Origin of the sequence: Enterobacter sp. 301B, from assembly GCF_003850715.1 — a bacterium.
GTDB lineage: Bacteria > Pseudomonadota > Gammaproteobacteria > Enterobacterales > Enterobacteriaceae > Enterobacter > Enterobacter intestinihominis.
Window position 1 is genome coordinate 170,420 of sequence record NZ_PQTC01000009.1, and the last position, 16,744, is coordinate 187,163.

Annotated in this window: 17 protein-coding genes and 4 tRNA genes; 17 read left to right on the forward strand and 4 right to left on the reverse strand. The window is 56.0% G+C overall.

Features of this window, described 5'->3' with window-relative positions; all coding sequences use genetic code 11:
* Window positions 1-90: 90 nt before the first annotated feature.
* From srlD to srlA, 4 genes are read right to left on the reverse strand one after another with little or no spacing between them, the layout of a single operon-like run.
* Entirely contained in the window at window positions 91-870 is a 780-nt protein-coding gene (gene srlD, locus C3451_RS12510; protein WP_023306810.1) for a sorbitol-6-phosphate dehydrogenase, read from the reverse strand.
* A 14-nt stretch (window positions 871-884) separates the two neighbouring features.
* Window positions 885-1,247: a PTS glucitol/sorbitol transporter subunit IIA gene (gene srlB, locus C3451_RS12515; protein WP_022649147.1), complete on the reverse strand. Its 363-nt coding sequence runs from the start codon at window positions 1,245-1,247 to the stop codon at window positions 885-887.
* A 12-nt stretch (window positions 1,248-1,259) separates the two neighbouring features.
* Window positions 1,260-2,219 carry a PTS glucitol/sorbitol transporter subunit IIB gene (locus C3451_RS12520; protein WP_045621624.1) on the reverse strand — a complete coding sequence of 320 codons (960 nt, stop codon included), beginning with the start codon at window positions 2,217-2,219 and terminating at the stop codon, window positions 1,260-1,262.
* Window positions 2,216-2,779 carry a PTS glucitol/sorbitol transporter subunit IIC gene (gene srlA / locus C3451_RS12525; RefSeq protein ID WP_003862164.1) on the reverse strand — a complete coding sequence of 188 codons (564 nt, stop codon included), beginning with the start codon at window positions 2,777-2,779 and terminating at the stop codon, window positions 2,216-2,218. Before srlA ends, C3451_RS12520 begins: the two co-directional genes overlap by 4 nt.
* A 251-nt stretch (window positions 2,780-3,030) precedes the next feature.
* Here srlA and mltB point away from each other — a divergent pair, with 251 nt between their 5' ends.
* From mltB to luxS, 17 genes are all read left to right on the forward strand, one after another.
* Window positions 3,031-4,131 (forward strand): lytic murein transglycosylase B, encoded by a 1,101-nt coding sequence (gene mltB, locus C3451_RS12530; protein WP_022649145.1) that lies wholly within the window; start codon window positions 3,031-3,033, stop codon window positions 4,129-4,131.
* A 308-nt stretch (window positions 4,132-4,439) separates the two neighbouring features.
* The gene (locus tag C3451_RS12535) at window positions 4,440-5,093 is read left to right on the forward strand and encodes an ATP-binding cassette domain-containing protein (protein WP_045621626.1); all 654 of its coding nucleotides are present in this window, start codon (window positions 4,440-4,442) and stop codon (window positions 5,091-5,093) included.
* Window positions 5,090-5,950 carry a metal ABC transporter permease gene (locus tag C3451_RS12540; RefSeq protein ID WP_045621628.1) on the forward strand — a complete coding sequence of 287 codons (861 nt, stop codon included), beginning with the start codon at window positions 5,090-5,092 and terminating at the stop codon, window positions 5,948-5,950. Before C3451_RS12535 ends, C3451_RS12540 begins: the two co-directional genes overlap by 4 nt.
* Window positions 5,951-5,964: 14 nt before the next feature.
* On the forward strand, window positions 5,965-6,843 hold the full coding sequence (locus C3451_RS12545) for a metal ABC transporter substrate-binding protein (RefSeq protein ID WP_045621630.1): 879 nt from the start codon (window positions 5,965-5,967) through the stop codon (window positions 6,841-6,843).
* Between the two features lie 130 nt (window positions 6,844-6,973).
* Complete coding sequence (gene pncC / locus C3451_RS12550; RefSeq protein ID WP_003862172.1) at window positions 6,974-7,471, forward strand: nicotinamide-nucleotide amidase; 498 nt, start codon at window positions 6,974-6,976, stop codon at window positions 7,469-7,471.
* A gap of 89 nt (window positions 7,472-7,560) precedes the next feature.
* Window positions 7,561-8,619, forward strand: coding sequence for a recombinase RecA (recA, locus tag C3451_RS12555; RefSeq protein ID WP_022649140.1), 1,059 nt, complete (start codon window positions 7,561-7,563; stop codon window positions 8,617-8,619).
* A gap of 68 nt (window positions 8,620-8,687) precedes the next feature.
* The gene (gene recX, locus C3451_RS12560) at window positions 8,688-9,188 is read left to right on the forward strand and encodes a recombination regulator RecX (protein WP_017382782.1); all 501 of its coding nucleotides are present in this window, start codon (window positions 8,688-8,690) and stop codon (window positions 9,186-9,188) included.
* A 131-nt stretch (window positions 9,189-9,319) separates the two neighbouring features.
* The gene (gene alaS / locus C3451_RS12565; RefSeq protein WP_032676479.1) at window positions 9,320-11,947 is read left to right on the forward strand and encodes an alanine--tRNA ligase; all 2,628 of its coding nucleotides are present in this window, start codon (window positions 9,320-9,322) and stop codon (window positions 11,945-11,947) included.
* A gap of 241 nt (window positions 11,948-12,188) precedes the next feature.
* Complete coding sequence (csrA, locus tag C3451_RS12570; protein ID WP_063921831.1) at window positions 12,189-12,374, forward strand: carbon storage regulator CsrA; 186 nt, start codon at window positions 12,189-12,191, stop codon at window positions 12,372-12,374.
* 342 nt (window positions 12,375-12,716) lie between these two features.
* Window positions 12,717-12,809 (forward strand) — tRNA-Ser (locus tag C3451_RS12575).
* Window positions 12,810-12,813: 4 nt separating this feature from the next.
* A tRNA-Arg gene (locus C3451_RS12580) sits at window positions 12,814-12,890 on the forward strand.
* Between the two features lie 64 nt (window positions 12,891-12,954).
* A tRNA-Arg gene (locus C3451_RS12585) sits at window positions 12,955-13,031 on the forward strand.
* 64 nt (window positions 13,032-13,095) lie between these two features.
* Window positions 13,096-13,172 (forward strand) — tRNA-Arg (locus tag C3451_RS12590).
* 126 nt (window positions 13,173-13,298) lie between these two features.
* Entirely contained in the window at window positions 13,299-13,865 is a 567-nt protein-coding gene (gene yqaB, locus C3451_RS12595) for a fructose-1-phosphate/6-phosphogluconate phosphatase (protein WP_022649138.1), read from the forward strand.
* Window positions 13,862-14,290, forward strand: a complete 429-nt coding sequence (locus C3451_RS12600) for a YqaA family protein (protein ID WP_045623688.1) — start codon at window positions 13,862-13,864, stop codon at window positions 14,288-14,290. Before yqaB ends, C3451_RS12600 begins: the two co-directional genes overlap by 4 nt.
* Window positions 14,291-14,373: 83 nt before the next feature.
* Complete coding sequence (gshA, locus tag C3451_RS12605; RefSeq protein WP_045623687.1) at window positions 14,374-15,918, forward strand: glutamate--cysteine ligase; 1,545 nt, start codon at window positions 14,374-14,376, stop codon at window positions 15,916-15,918.
* A gap of 152 nt (window positions 15,919-16,070) precedes the next feature.
* Window positions 16,071-16,586, forward strand: coding sequence for an S-ribosylhomocysteine lyase (gene luxS / locus C3451_RS12610; RefSeq protein WP_003862180.1), 516 nt, complete (start codon window positions 16,071-16,073; stop codon window positions 16,584-16,586).
* The last annotated feature ends 158 nt before the right edge of the window (window positions 16,587-16,744 follow it).

A 16,744-nucleotide genomic window follows, 5' to 3' on the forward strand; every position in this document is an offset into this window, starting at 1 on the left:
TCGGCTCCTTAATTGCCGGGTGGCGGCTGCGCCTTACCCGGCCTACGGGGGTTGTAGCCCCGGTAAGTGCAGCGCCACCGGGGATTAAACTCAGAACATCACCTGCCCACCGGTGACGTTAATCGACTGCCCGGTGCAGTACGAGGCTTTCGGGCTGGCGTAAAACAGCAGCATGTTCAGCACGTCCTGATAATCACACCCGCGCTTGAGCGGCACTTTGTCGATGTAGTACTGCTCCACTTCTTCAGCTTTGATGCCGAGCTTGGAGGCGTACTGCGGCAGCAGGGACTGGAACATCGGCGATTTCAACAGGTTACCCAGCATCAGCGAGTGAACGGTGATGCCGTATTCGGCCAGATCCAGCGCCAGAGACTGCGTCAGCCCCACGCCGCCAAACTTCGCCGCGCTGTAGCCGGAGTTGTGCTTGCTGCCCACTTTCCCGGATTTCGAGTTGATCTGAATGATGCGCCCCTGAATACCATCGCGGATCATCAGCCGGGAAAACTCACGGGCGCAGAGGAAATAGCCCACCAGATTCACCTGCAACGAGCGGTCAAAATCCCCCAGTTCGAAATCGCTGATAAAGGCCGCTTTCGCGATCCCCGCGCTGTAGACCAGCAGGTCGATACGCCCAAATATCTCATCTACGCCGCGGGCCAGCGCCACCACGCTCTGCTCGCTGGTGGCGTCGGCACCAAATCCGTACGCCATCCCTTCGCCAAACTCGGTGTTGATGGCGTCCGCCACGCGGGCGGCTTTTTCACTCTGAATGTCCACAACCGCCACGCGGTAACCCTCTGCGGCAAGCCCACGGCAGAGGAACTCGCCTAAGGTTTGTCCCCCACCAATGACAACGGCAACCTGACTCATGTGTTTCTCCTTAATTACGCAACAAATTTTAACGTACAGCCTGGTGTGACAGCCTGCGGAACCGGCCCCTCAACGTGAACCGTGCCGGGATACTCCGCCTGCGGCTGCCCGTCAAAACGCAGGGTGATGTGCCCCAGCTCGCGCAGGTTTTGTTCTGCGACGTCGCCGACGGCGGTCACGGCATAGCGCGCCTCGCCCAGCTCAAGCTGGCTCCCGGCCTTCAGCTCGCCGTTTAGCTCGCCGTGGCAGTGGATAAAGCAAAACTCTTCGATATCCGCAGGCGCCCCTTCGCGGAAGGTGATCAGCATCTGGTCGCTCAGCGCATCGGCTGCGCTCTGGCCGATGCGGGTAATGGTGGTCTGGTAAATCACGGTCATGGCAGGAACCTCTTATTGATAAATAAAGCCGGAGACAAACCAGGCAATCAGCACCGTTGGCGCGCCCGTCAGGAAGCGGCTCACCAGCACGGAGGGGACGCCCACGCGCACGGTGTCCTGACGTGCTTCGGCCAGCGACAGCCCGACGGGGATGAAGTCGCACGCCGCCTGAGCGTTAATGGCGAAAAGGGCTGGCAGAGCGAGGTGCGGGGGAATGTTGCCCAGACCAATCTGTACGCCAATCAGCACGCCGATGACCTGGGCAATCACCGCGCCCGGGCCGAGAAACGGCGACAGCAGCGGGAAGGAGCAGATCAGCGCCAGCGTCACCAGGCCGAGCGGGTGGCTGGCGAGCGGGGCGAGGCCGTGGGCAATCCAGTCGCCGAGGCCGGAGGCCATGATGATACCGATCAGCGCCGAGACGAACGCCATAAACGGCAGAATGGTTTTCAGCACCGTGTCGATGGTGTCGCGCCCGGACTGGAACAGCACCGCCACGGCGGACCCCATCCCCATCCCGACCTTCGCCAGCAGGCCATCGCTCTGCTCGGTGATTTTTTTGCTGGTGTCGTACTCGCGCGCGGCCGCTTTTTGCGGCGCGGATGTGCCATTCACCAGCGTGATGTTGTCCTCCTTCACCCCAGAGACATAAATATCCTCAAGGATGTACTGCGCCAGCGGGCCGGATTTCCCGGTGGAGTGAATATTTACCGTCGGAATGCGGCGCTTCGGATAGATGCCGCAGCGCAGCGTGCCGCCGCAGTCGATCACCGCCACGCCGATTTCCGCTTCCGGCGGTTCGCCTTCCTTGAAGCCGTCGACCGCTTCCCAGCCCGTCAGCTCGTGCAGCCTGTCGACGATCGCCGGGCGCGTGCCTGCGGTGATGTACACAATCTTTTTGCCTTCGGTGGCGTCGAACTCCAGCGGGCCGCCCCAGCCGCCCGTGCCTTTCTCAATGCGGATCCGGTTCATGCTGTAGCTCCTGAAAGATGGACTTTCTGTTCAAGCTGGATGCCCATTTTTTTCTCAAAAATGGCGGTGGTGAGATCCGTCACCCAGCCGCGGAAGAAGTTGGTGACCAGACCGACCAGCAGGTAGCTCACCGCCAGCGGGCCGAGCGGCAGGCCAAGCGTGGTAAGGCCGCTGGCGATCCCGAGATAAACGAACAGCTCGCCGGGGTTGATGTGCGGGAACAGGCCGTTCATGGAATGGCAGCTGTAGGAGGCGGCGGCGTAATAGCTCGGCTTGTACTTCTCTGGCATAAAGCGGCCGAGGCTTAAGGTCATCGGGTTGCAGAACACAAAGGTGCCGATGAAGGGCAGGATCAGGTAGCGGGACAGCGGGTTTCCGGCGCAGCGCTGGGCGAAGCGTTCAATACGCTGCTGGCCGATAAAGTTAATCAGCGCGTTCATGATTACCAGCAGGCTGATCAGCAGGGGCAGGATCCCGGTCACCATGCCGGTGAATACCTCGCCGCCTTTCTGAAAAAGCCCGATGAACCACTCGGCGCCGTGGGTGATGGTTTCTATCATTCTTCTCTCCTGTAGGGCGTTTGTTTTTGTCTGTTCGGGGCTAATAATAATCAAATTGAAAGCTTTTAAAGTGTTAATTAGATCTCACAATGAAAGAAAAATGGATTAATTTGAAAGATAATTGGTGGGGCGAATGATTTTCGATGGAAAAAAGCGCGGATTTGCGTTGGGGAGGTGTGTACCGCTTCCTTGAGGTGTTGCGGATGCTTTACCATACTGGGTTCTTACCGAACTCGTTAAATGGATGCCACATGTTCAAGCGTCGTTATGCAGCGCTGTTACCTGCGCTTATTCTCCTGTCCGCCTGTAGTAGCAAACCCAGGACTGAAGCTGTTCAACAAACGGCGGGCGCGCCTTCCGGCGGGTTCCTGCTTGAGCCGCAGCACAATATGATGCAGATGGGCGGCGACTTCGCGAATAACCCTGCGGCCGAACAGTTCATCGATAAAATGGTGAGCAAGCACGGTTTTGATCGCCAGCAGCTGCATGCCATTTTGTCTCAGGCGAAGCGTCTGGACTACGTGCTGCGCCTGATGGACAGGCAGGCGCCGACGGCCCAGGTGCCGACCGGGCCAAACGGGGCGTGGCTGCGCTATCGCAAACAGTTTATTACCCCGGACAACGTGCAAAATGGCGTGGTGTTCTGGAATCAGTATGAAGACGCCCTGAATCGTGCGTGGCAGGTCTATGGCGTGCCGCCGGAGATCATCGTCGGTATTATTGGGGTCGAGACTCGCTGGGGACGCATTATGGGTAAAACCCGCATCCTCGATGCGCTGGCGACGCTCTCCTTCAACTACCCGCGCCGCGCCGAGTATTTCTCCTCTGAACTGGAAACCTTCCTGCTGATGGCGCGAGACGAACAGGACGATCCGTTAGATCTGAAAGGGTCGTTCGCCGGTGCGATGGGCTACGGCCAGTTTATGCCGTCCTCCTATAAGCAGTACGCGGTAGATTTTAACGGGGATGGTCACATCAACCTGTGGGATCCCGAAGACGCCATTGGCAGCGTGGCCAACTACTTCAAAGCGCACGGCTGGACGCCGGGCGGCCAGGTGGCGGTGCAGGCAAACGGCGAGGCGTTTGGTCTGGAAAACGGATTTAAAACCAAATACAGCGTGGCGCAGCTGGCAGCGGCAGGCTTAACGCCGTCGCAGCCGCTGGGCAATGTTGACCAGGTGAGCCTGCTGCGCCTGGATGTCGGAACCGGTTATCAGTACTGGTTCGGACTGCCGAACTTCTACACCATTACCCGCTACAACCACAGCACGCACTATGCGATGGCGGTGTGGCAGCTGGGGCTGGCGGTGTCTCAGGCGCGTGTGCCGGCAGCGTCACCGTTTAGCCAGTAAGTTACCCCGACGGGTAAGCCGGGTAAGGCAACGCCGCCACCCGGCATGGCTGCCCGCACGGTGCGGCCTGATGCCCTCACCCTGACCCTCTCCCACGGGAGAGGGAAGTTTGCAGAAACATTTCGCCACATTCTCATTTCACTCCCGCCGTTTACATCTCAATCGCCTTTCATTATTGTTATGTTATAACATTATTGAATTGAGATATCCATGTCCCTGTTTTCTCTCTCATCCTCGCTTCGGCTGCTGCTGGCGCTGGTGCTCATTCTGTTTCTCGGCCTGGCCGTGCGCTGGGCGGTGGCGTTGCCATGATCGTGATGAACGACCTGGTGGCGGGTTACGATCGCCAGCCCGTTACGCGCGCACTGTCCGGCGTGATTGAACGCGGGAGCATGACCGCCATCGTCGGGGCCAACGGCTGCGGCAAATCCACGCTGCTGAAAACGCTCGCTGGCTTTCTTCCGCCCGTCAGCGGTACGTTTCGCTGGCAGGGGAGACGTCCGGTGGTGGGCTGGCTGGCGCAGCGTCACGCCCTGGAGGCGCAATTTCCTCTGACCGTGCAGGACGTGGTGAGCATGGGCTGCTGGCCAGCAATCTCGCTATTTGCCAGTTTTCGTCGGGATACCCGCATGCGCATTGCCGGCGCGCTTGAGCGCGTGGGGCTGGCGTCCATGGCGTTCTCTACCATAGATGAACTTTCCGGCGGCCAGTTTCAGCGCATGCTGTTTGCCCGCGTTTTGGTGCAGCAGGCGCCGCTGGTGATGCTGGATGAGCCTTTCACCGGCGTCGATGAAGCGACCTGCAACGTGCTGATGGATCTGATGCTGGAGATGTATATGCAGGGGCAGACCCTGCTGGCGGTACTGCACGACAGCGAACGCGTCTCGCGCCACTTCCCACAAACGCTGCGGCTGGATGCTGATACGCCGCACTGGAAAACCGAGCGGGTGAGGGTGGCATGATCTGGCATCTCTTCTTCCAGCCGTTTATTGAGTACGGCTTTATGCGGCGCGCGCTGGTGGTTTGCCTGGCGCTCTCCGTCAGCACCACTGCGCTGGGGGTATTCCTTCAGCTGCGTCGGATGAGCCTGATGGGGGACGCCCTTTCTCATGCCATTTTGCCGGGTGTCGCGGTGGGCTATCTGCTCAGCGGTATGTCGCTTCTGGCAATGACTGTCGGCGGGTTTATTGCCGGGATCGCCGTTGCGCTGGTGGCCGGGCTGGTCAGCCGCCGCACGCCCCTTAAAGAGGATGCCAGCTTCGCGGGGTTTTACCTGGGTTCCCTGGCGCTGGGCGTCACGCTGGTGTCGCTGCGCGGTTCAAATGTCGATCTGCTTCATCTTCTGTTTGGCTCCATTCTCGCCGTGGATAGCGCGTCAGCCCTGTTCGTGACGGGCGTTTGCATGTTCACGCTCCTCACGCTGGCGATGTTTTATCGTGGGCTGGTCAGCGAAGCGTTCGATACCGCGTGGTTGCAGGTGAACGCGCGCTGGCTGCCCGGGATGTTACACGGTCTGTTTCTGGCGCTGCTGGTGCTCAACCTGGTGGCCGGTTTTCAGGTGCTCGGCACGTTGATGGCCGTCGGGCTGATGATGTTACCCGCCGTGGCGGCACGCTGCTGGGTGCGCACCCTGCCAGGGTTACTTCTGATGGCGGGTATCAGCGGTATTTTTTGCGCGTGGCTGGGCTTAAGCCTTTCCTGGGCAGTGAGTCTGCCCGCCGGGCCCTCCATTGTGCTGACCGCCAGCGCATTGTTCTTTATTTCCGTTTTATTTGGCACGCGCAGCAGGCTGGCGGATAGCCTGCGGGCGCTTTTTTAACGCAAGGGGAAACGATGAAACGTACAGGGTTAGCCGTGGCGCTCGCGCTCGGCATGATGACGCACGGCGTAATGGCGAAAACGCTTAATGTGGTGACCAGCTTTTCCATCCTGGGAGACATCACGCAGCAGGTTGGCGGCGATCGTGTGAAGGTGACGACGCTGGTGGGGCCGGACGGTGATCCCCATACTTTCGAACCCTCGCCCAAAGACAGCGCGGCGCTGAGTAAAGCCGACGTGGTGGTGGTCAATGGGCTGGGGCTGGAAGGCTGGCTCGATCGTCTGGTGAAAGCCTCCGGATTCAAAGGCCAGCTGGTGGTTGCTTCGGACGGCGTGAAAACGCACACTCTGGAAGAGGACGGTAAAACCGTGACCGATCCGCACGCGTGGAACAGCGCGGCGAACGGCGCGCTGTATGCGCAAAATATTCTCTCAGGGCTGGTGAAGGCCGATCCTGAAGATACGGCGGCGCTTGAAGCTACCGGTAAACCCTATATTGCGCATCTCTCTCAGCTGGACGGTTGGGCTAAAAAGCGTTTCAGCGACATCCCACAGGCGAAGCGCAAAGTGCTGACCAGCCACGACGCTTTCGGCTATTTCAGCCGCGCCTACGGCGTGACGTTTATGGCGCCGCAGGGGCTGTCGTCTGAGAGTGAAGCCAGCGCGGCGCAGGTAGCGGAGATCATCAATCAGATTAAAGCTGACGGTGTGAAAACCTGGTTTATGGAAAACCAGCTTGATCCGCGCCTGGTGAAGCAGATTGCGACCGCCACGGGCGCCCAGCCGGGCGGTGAACTTTACCCGGAAGCGCTGTCCGCGAAGGGCGGCGTGGCGGACACCTACGTCAAGGCGTTTCGCCACAATGTGGATACCCTCGCTAACAGCATGAAATAAGCGTCTCTCTGGCCGATGCGCCCGCATCGGCTTTTTTCTGAAGCCCCCTCGTAAAACCCGACGCGCATCCCCATATTTGATGAGAAAGTGCTATCTTGTGCTGCATGTTTTTCTAAGGCCTGGAGCGAGAATGACTGACCATGAATTGATGCAGCTAAGCGAAGTGGTGGGGCTGGCGCTGAAACAGCGCGGCGCGACTCTCACGACCGCAGAATCCTGCACCGGCGGCTGGGTGGCGAAAGCAATTACCGATATTGCTGGCAGTTCCGCCTGGTTTGAACGCGGCTTTGTGACCTACAGTAACGAGGCTAAAGCGCAGATGATTGGCGTGCGTGAAGCCACGCTTGAGCAGCATGGCGCGGTCAGCGAGCCGGTGGTGATCGAAATGGCGATTGGCGCGCTGAAAGAGGCGCGCGCAGATTACGCTATCTCCATCAGCGGTATCGCGGGGCCGGACGGCGGCAGCGACGTGAAGCCTGTCGGCACCGTCTGGTTTGGCTTTGCCACCTCAAAAGGTGAAGGGATCACCCGCCGGGAATGCTTCAGCGGCGATCGCGAAAGCGTGCGTCGTCAGGCAACGGAATACGCGTTAAAAACGCTCTGGCAACAATTTCTACAAAATACTTGATACTGTATGATTATACAGTATAATTGCCTCAACAGAACAGAAGTCCATGGTGAAGCGCAGTTGCTTCTCCCGGCATGACAGGAGTAATAATGGCTATCGACGAAAACAAACAGAAAGCGTTGGCGGCAGCACTGGGCCAGATCGAAAAGCAATTCGGTAAAGGCTCCATCATGCGCCTGGGTGAAGACCGTTCCATGGACGTGGAAACTATCTCCACTGGTTCGCTTTCTCTTGATATCGCACTGGGCGCTGGCGGTTTGCCGATGGGCCGTATCGTAGAAATCTACGGTCCGGAATCCTCGGGTAAAACCACCCTGACGTTGCAGGTTGTTGCGGCGGCACAGCGCGAAGGTAAAACCTGTGCGTTTATCGATGCCGAGCACGCGCTGGACCCGGTCTATGCCCGTAAACTGGGCGTTGATATCGACAACCTGCTGTGCTCACAGCCGGACACCGGCGAGCAGGCCCTGGAAATTTGTGACGCGCTGGCGCGCTCAGGTGCGGTTGACGTGATCATCGTCGACTCCGTTGCGGCGCTGACGCCAAAAGCGGAAATTGAAGGTGAAATCGGTGACTCTCACATGGGCCTCGCGGCACGTATGATGAGCCAGGCGATGCGTAAGCTGGCGGGTAACCTGAAGCAGTCCAATACGCTGCTGATCTTCATCAACCAGATCCGTATGAAAATTGGTGTAATGTTCGGTAACCCGGAAACCACCACCGGCGGTAACGCTCTGAAATTCTACGCTTCTGTCCGTCTGGATATCCGCCGTATCGGCGCGGTGAAAGAGGGGGATAACGTCGTCGGTAGCGAAACCCGCGTGAAGGTTGTGAAGAACAAAATCGCAGCACCGTTCAAACAGGCTGAATTCCAGATCCTCTACGGCGAAGGTATCAACTTCCTCGGCGAGCTGGTTGACCTGGGCGTGAAAGAGAAGCTGATTGAAAAAGCGGGCGCATGGTACAGCTACAACGGTGACAAGATTGGTCAGGGTAAAGCGAATGCTATCTCCTGGCTGAAAGAGAACCCGGCGGCGGCGAAAGAGATTGAGAAGAAGGTGCGTGAACTCCTGCTGAGCAACCAGGACTCTAAACCTGATTTCGTGGTCGACGGCGCGGATGCTGAAGAAACCAACGAAGACTTTTAATCCTCTCGGATAAAAATGAAGGGCTGCTGATGCGGCCCTTTTTGCATTTCTGAATCGACAGGTTTTTTATGAGTGAACCGACATCACGCCGACCAGCCTACTCACGCTTGCTGGATCGGGCCGTGCGTATTCTTGCCGTGCGTGACCATAGCGAACAGGAGCTGCGGCGGAAACTGTCAGCGCCCGTCATGAGCAAAAACGGTCCGGAAGACATTGATGCCACCGCGGAAGATTATGACCGCGTGGTTGCCTGGTGCTACGAGCATCACTATCTGGATGACGGCCGTTTTGCCGCTCGCTTTCTTGCCAGCCGTGGTCGTAAAGGCTATGGGCCAGCGCGTATCCGCCAGGAGCTGAACCAGAAAGGTGTAGCCCGTGAATCGATTGAAAAAGCCATGCGCGAAAGTGAAATCGACTGGTGCGAACTGGCGCGTGAGCAGGCGGTACGAAAGTACGGTGAGCCGCTGCCGCGTGAATTTTCAGAAAAAGTTAAAATCCAGCGCTTTTTGCTCTACCGCGGCTTCCTGATGGAAGATATTCAGGATATCTGGCGTAATTTTACCGATTGAACGCATGCGGGATTTTACTTCCCACTAAAGAAAACTTATCTTATTCCCACTTTTTCCAGTAGCTGGTCCGTCCAACTGTTTACAGATACAGATCTGCTGCGACATTTCGTTAGCTTGATTTCAGGATAATTATGAGCAAGAGCACCGCTGAGATCCGTCAGGCGTTTCTCGATTTTTTCCATAGTAAGGGACACCAGGTTGTTGCCAGCAGCTCCCTGGTACCGAACAATGACCCGACTCTGCTGTTTACCAACGCCGGGATGAACCAGTTCAAGGATGTGTTCCTTGGTCTCGACAAGCGTAATTATTCCCGCGCCACAACCTCACAGCGTTGCGTGCGTGCGGGCGGTAAACACAACGATCTGGAAAACGTCGGTTACACCGCGCGCCACCACACTTTCTTCGAAATGCTGGGTAACTTCAGCTTCGGCGACTACTTCAAACACGACGCCATTCAATATGCGTGGGAACTGCTGACCGGTGAAAACTGGTTTAATCTGCCGAAAGAGCGTCTGTGGGTGACCGTGTATGAGACCGATGACGAAGCGTTCGACATCTGGGAAAAAGAAGTGGGTATCCCTCGCGAACGTATCATCCGTATCGGTGACAACAAAGGCGCGCCTTACGCGTCTGATAACTTCTGGCAGATGGGTGACACCGGCCCTTGCGGTCCGTGCACCGAGATCTTCTACGATCATGGTGACCACATCTGGGGCGGCCCTCCGGGAAGCGCGGAAGAAGATGGCGATCGCTACATTGAGATCTGGAACATCGTCTTCATGCAGTTCAACCGTCAGGCCGACGGCACCATGGAGCCGCTGCCAAAACCGTCCGTAGATACCGGTATGGGTCTTGAGCGTATCGCGGCCGTTCTGCAACACGTTAACTCCAACTATGAGATTGACTTGTTCAGCACCCTGATCAAAGCCGTTGCCGAAGTGACGGGCGCAACCGATCTGAACAACAAATCACTGCGCGTTATCGCAGACCATATTCGTTCCTGTGCGTTCCTGATTGCTGACGGCGTTATCCCGTCGAATGAAAACCGTGGCTATGTGCTGCGTCGTATCATTCGTCGTGCGATCCGTCATGGCAACATGCTGGGCGCGAAGGACACCTTCTTCTATAAACTCGTTGGTCCACTGATTGGCGTGATGGGTTCTGCCGGTGACGAGCTGAAACGCCAGCAGGCGCAGGTTGAACAGGTTCTGAAAACCGAAGAAGAGCAGTTTGCCCGTACGCTGGAGCGCGGACTGGCGCTGCTGGACGACGAGCTGGCGAAACTCAAGGGCGACACGCTGGATGGCGAAACCGCTTTCCGCCTGTACGACACCTACGGCTTCCCGGTTGACCTGACGGCGGACGTTTGCCGCGAGCGCAACATCAAAGTTGACGAAGCAGGCTTTGAAGCCGCAATGGAAGAGCAGCGTCGTCGTGCGCGTGAATCCAGCGGTTTTGGCGCGGACTACAACGCGATGATTCGCGTTGATAGCGCGTCTGAATTTAAAGGCTACGAAGAGCTGGCTCTGACCAGCAACGTGACCGCGCTGTTTGTTGACGGTAAAGCCGTAGACAGCATTAGCGCAGGTCAGGAAGCGGTTGTTATCCTGGATAAAACACCGTTCTATGCGGAATCCGGCGGCCAGGTTGGCGATAAAGGCGAACTGAAAGGCAATGGCTTCAGCTTCAGCGTAAGCGATACCCAGAAATACGGTCAGGCAATTGGTCACCAGGGCAAACTGGTTTCCGGTTCTCTGAAAGTGGGCGAGGGCGTTCAGGCCAACGTTGACGAAGCTCGCCGCGCGCGCATCCGTCTGAACCACTCGGCAACCCACCTGATGCACGCAGCCCTGCGCGAAGTGCTGGGTACGCACGTTGCACAGAAAGGTTCTCTGGTTAACGACAAAGTGCTGCGTTTCGACTTCTCGCATTTTGAAGCGATGAAGCCGTCTGAAATTCGTGCGGTGGAAGACCTGGTGAATGCCCAGATCCGCCGCAACCTGCCAATCGAAACCCACATCATGGATCTTGAGGCAGCGAAGAAGAAAGGTGCGATGGCGCTGTTTGGCGAGAAATATGACGACCGCGTTCGCGTGCTGAGCATGGGCGACTTCTCTACCGAACTGTGTGGCGGTACTCACGCATCCCGCACCGGTGACATCGGCTTGTTCCGCATCGTTTCCGAGTCGGGTACGGCGGCAGGCGTGCGTCGTATTGAGGCGGTGACCGGGGAAGGTGCAATTGCCAGCCTGCATGCGCAGAGCGACCAGCTGCACGAGATCGCGCAGCTGCTGAAAGGCGATAGCCAGAACCTGGGCGAGAAAGTGCGTGTCGCGCTGGATCGTACCCGTCAGTTGGAAAAAGAACTCCAGCAGCTGAAAGAACAGGCTGCGGCGCAGGAGAGCGCAAACCTCTCCAGCAAAGCGGTAGACATTAAGGGCGTCAAACTGCTGGTCAGCGACCTGGCGGGCGTTGAGCCTAAGATGCTGCGTACCATGGTCGACGATCTGAAGAACCAGCTTGGTTCGACGGTTATCGTGCTGGCAACGGTCGCAGAGGGTAAGGTTTCTCTGATTGCGGGCGTCTCTAAGGATGTGACGGATCGTGTCAAAGCAGGGGAACTGATTGGCATGGTCGCCCAGCAGGTGGGTGGCAAAGGTGGCGGTCGTCCGGACATGGCGCAAGCCGGTGGTACGGATGCGGCGGCACTTCCCGCGGCATTAGCCAGCGTTGAAAGCTGGGTAAGCGCGAAACTGTAATAACTACAAAGCACAAGCAGACGCCATAGCGGTAACGTTATGGCGTCTTGCTCACTGCGCTATCGATAACGATAAAGTCAGGTTGAGTTTGTGTATATCGGCTAAACTTACGTTTAACAGAATGTGATGCCGTGACTGCTTACACTTTACGTGTTTGTCATCGCTTACTTTTTGGCGTTATATGATGGATAATGCCGGGATACAAGAGACCCGACTCTTTTAATCTTTCAAGGAGCAAAGAATGCTGATTCTGACTCGTCGAGTTGGTGAGACCCTCATGATTGGGGATGAGGTCACCGTGACAGTTTTAGGGGTAAAGGGTAACCAGGTACGTATTGGTGTTAACGCTCCTAAAGAAGTATATGTCCACCGTGAAGAGATCTACCAGCGTATCCAGGCTGAAAAATCCCAGCAGTCCAGTTACTGATATTGTCGCGTCTCGCTGTCGGGCGAGACGCAACCCTCCCGCTATTTTTCCTGCATAAAGTTACCGTTCTATTTCAAACGCTTCGTTTTTGACCACTCTCATAATCTTATCTCATCCAAATGACGCGCTTCTCTCAACACAATTCTGTGAAGATGCCTGCAAAATCCGCTTATAAAACACTCTCTTTGCGGCTTTTACATGCGAATTGCGTGCGAATTGTGCAAACGAAAAAAGCATGTGGAAAATTGTTTGACTTATAAGTCCCAGAAAGTAATATATGCGCCACGCAGCGACGAGAAGCTCTTAACGAGTTGCTCGAAGCACTCGAAAGAGGCGTTGTGTGGTGAGGTGGCCGAGAGGCTGAAGGCGCTCCCCTGCTAAGGGAGTATGCGGTCAAAAGCTGCATCCGGGGTTCGAATCCCCGCCTCACCGCCATTTTGCATCCGTAGCTCAGCTGGATAGAGTACTCGGCTACGAACCGAGCGGTCGGAGGTTCGAATCCTCCCGGATGCACCATCTATTACTTCATATTGCTTTCGAAGTGATATGAATATCGAGCAGTATAGTAGTAAATCCCGATGCATCCGTAGCTCAGCTGGATAGAGTACTCGGCTACGAACCGAGCGGTCGGAGGTTCGAATCCTCCCGGATGCACCATCTATTACTTCATATTGCTTTCGAAGTGATATGAATATCGAGCAGTACAGTAGTAAATCCCGATGCATCCGTAGCTCAGCTGGATAGAGTACTCGGCTACGAACCGAGCGGTCGGAGGTTCGAATCCTCCCGGATGCACCATCTCTTCTTGTGATCCCCTTCGATGTTTAGTTCTTAATCACTCTCATTGTTATCACTTCGCAATCAGCGACAAAAATCCCCTTTTACGATAAAGTAATGCTTTGTTAATCGTTTAGCGAGAGCACGATGTACGCACAGTATGACGGTTTGATCTTCGACATGGACGGCACCCTCCTGGATACCGAACCCACGCATCGTCAGGCCTGGACCGAAGTCCTGGGCCGTTACGGTATGCGCTTCGATTTACAGGCGATGATTGCCCTCAACGGATCGCCCACCTGGCGTATCGCACAGGCCGTGATTGAGCTGAATCAGGCCGATCTCGACCCGCACCAGCTCGCGCGTGAAAAAACCGACGCGGTAAAAGCCATACTGTTAGACACCGTGCAGCCTTTACCACTCATTGACGTCGTCAAGGAGTGGCACGGGCGTCGTCCTATGTCTGTCGGTACGGGCAGCGAGAGCGCGATTGCTGAAGCGCTACTCAAACACCTTGGCCTGCGCCACTATTTTTCTGCCGTCGTTGCCGCCGATCATGTTAAACATCACAAACCCGCACCGGATACCTTCCTGCGCTGTGCAGAATTAATGGGTGTACCACCTGCAAAATGCGTGGTGTTTGAAGATGCTGATTTTGGCATTCAGGCCGCGCGTGATGCCGGAATGGCGGCGGTGGACGTTCGCTTACTGTGAGTGACGCGCTGTCACTCGCTTCATTATTCGCCAGCAGTTTTTTAAGCTCCACCCTCTTACCGGGGAGTTCGGAAGTGGTGCTGGTGGCGATGCTGTTGTCCGGCGTGAGTCAGCCCTGGTTGCTGGTCTTAATAGCAACAATGGGTAATAGCCTTGGAGGGCTGACTAACGTTATTCTTGGACGTTTCTTTCCGCTACGCGAAAAATCTCGCTGGCAGGAAAAGGCAGTGGGCTGGCTAAAACGCTATGGCGCTGCCACGCTGTTATTAAGCTGGATGCCTGTAATAGGCGATTTACTGTGTCTGCTGGCGGGATGGATGCGCATCTCCTGGGGACCGGTGCTCTTTTTTTTGTGCCTTGGCAAGGCGTTACGCTATGTTTTACTGGCATGGGTAACACTACAGGGTATGACGTGGTGGCACTAATTGGTGGAATGAATTCGCGACCTTCAATCGTCAACCATTACAATTATGCTGAGTGACAATTTTTTGACAGGCGGGAGGTCAAATTGATCCCGGACGTATCACAGGCGCTGGCCTGGCTGGAAAATCACCCTCAGGCACTGAAGGGGATTCAGCGTGGGCTTGAGCGCGAAACGCTGCGCGTAAATGCGGATGGTAGCTTAGCGACTACGGAACACCCGAAGGCGTTAGGCTCGGCGCTGACACATAAATGGATCACAACCGATTTCGCCGAAGCGCTGCTGGAGTTCATTACGCCAGTAGACGGTGATATTGATCATATGCTGACGATCATGCGCGACGTGCATCGCTTCACCGCCCGCAACCTCGGCGACGAGCGTATGTGGCCGCTCAGCATGCCGTGCTATATCGAGCAGGGGCAGGAGATTGAGCTGGCTCAGTACGGCACCTCGAATATTGGACGGCTGAAAACGCTGTATCGCGAAGGACTGAAAAATCGCTACGGCGCACTGATGCAGACGATCTCTGGCGTGCACTACAATTTCTCTCTGCCGATGGCGTTCTGGCAGGCGAAGTGCGGTGAAACGGATAAAGAAGCGATCTCCGCGGGCTACTTCCGCCTGATCCGCAACTACTACCGTTTTGGCTGGGTTATTCCGTATCTGTTCGGCGCGTCCCCGGCTATCTGTTCATCGTTCCTGCAAGGGAAACCGACCACGCTGCCGTTCGAGAAGACCGAGTGTGGCATGTACTATCTGCCGTACGCGACCTCGCTGCGCCTGAGCGACCTTGGCTATACCAATAAATCGCAAAGCAATCTCGGAATTACGTTTAACGATCTGCACGAATATGTGGCAGGCCTGAAGCGGGCGATAAAAACCCCGTCGGAAGAGTACGAAAAAATCGGCCTCGAAAAAGACGGCAAGCGCCTGCAAATTAACACCAACGTATTGCAGATTGAAAATGAACTGTATGCGCCGATTCGTCCGAAGCGCGTGACGCGCAGCGGTGAAACGCCGTCTGATGCGCTACAGCGCGGCGGGATCGAATACATTGAAGTGCGCTCGCTGGATATTAACCCGTTCTCACCGATTGGCGTTGACGAGCAGCAGGTTCGCTTCCTTGACCTGTTTATGGTCTGGTGCGTACTGGCGGATGCGCCGGAAATGAGTTCCGACGAACTGCTGTGTACTCGTGCCAACTGGAATCGCGTGATTCTGGAAGGGCGCAAGCCGGGTCTGACGTTAGGTATTGGCTGTGAAACGGCCCAGTTCCCACTGTCTAAGGTAGGGAAGGATCTGTTCCATGACCTGAAGCGCGTAGCCCAGACGCTGGATAGCGTGTACGGCGGCGAAGCTTACCAGAAGGTCTGCGACGAACTGATTGAAAGCTTTGATAACCCGGAACTGACATTCTCAGCACGTATTCTGCGTTCTATGATTGAACAGGGAATTGGTGGCACAGGGCGTTCACTCTCAGCGGAGTACCGTGAGATGCTGATGCAGGAGCCGTTAGAGATCCTGAGCGAAGCGGATTTTGTGGCAGAGCGCGATGCGTCCGTTGTGCGTCAGAAAGAGGTCGAAGGGGCGGATACGGAATCGTTTGAGGCGTTTCTGGCGAAGCAGGCCTGAACCAAAAGAAAAAGGCCACATCGCTGTGGCCAAAATATACATCTCTGAATTCAGGGATGATGATAACAAATGCGCGTCTTTCATATACTCAGACGCGCATTCTGTAGAAGAGTTCAGTTTATTTTAAAAAAAATCACTATCGGAGGTGACGTATGCCGTTATTAGATAGCTTTACTGTCGACCATACCCGTATGGAAGCACCAGCAGTCCGCGTGGCGAAGACCATGAACACGCCGCACGGCGACACGATCACCGTTTTCGACCTGCGCTTCTGCGTGCCGAATAAAGAAGTGATGCCAGAGAAAGGCATTCACACGCTGGAACACCTTTTCGCCGGATTCATGCGCGACCACCTGAACGGCAACGGCGTGGAGATCATCGATATCTCTCCGATGGGCTGCCGCACCGGTTTCTACATGAGCCTGATTGGTCAGCCTGAAGAGAAACGCGTCGCGGATGCGTGGAAAGCGGCCATGGAAGACGTGCTGAAGGTGAAAGAGCAGAACCAGATCCCAGAGCTGAACGTTTACCAGTGCGGCACTTACCAGATGCACTCTCTGGAAGAAGCTCAGGAGATTGCCCGCCATATCATCGAACGTGATGTTCGTGTAAACAGCAACGACGAGCTGGCCCTGCCAAAAGAAAAACTTCAGGAACTGCACATTTAGTATTGTGCATGTGGATGCCCGGTGGCGCTTCTGTATGACCGGATACATAGGTAACAGATCAGACCGGGAACATAGGTAACACTTTTCAGTCTATCCGGAGCACACTCTGGGTTTTTCGGTCGTAGTACGCAAGCGTTATTCCATTAAAGATGATGGCC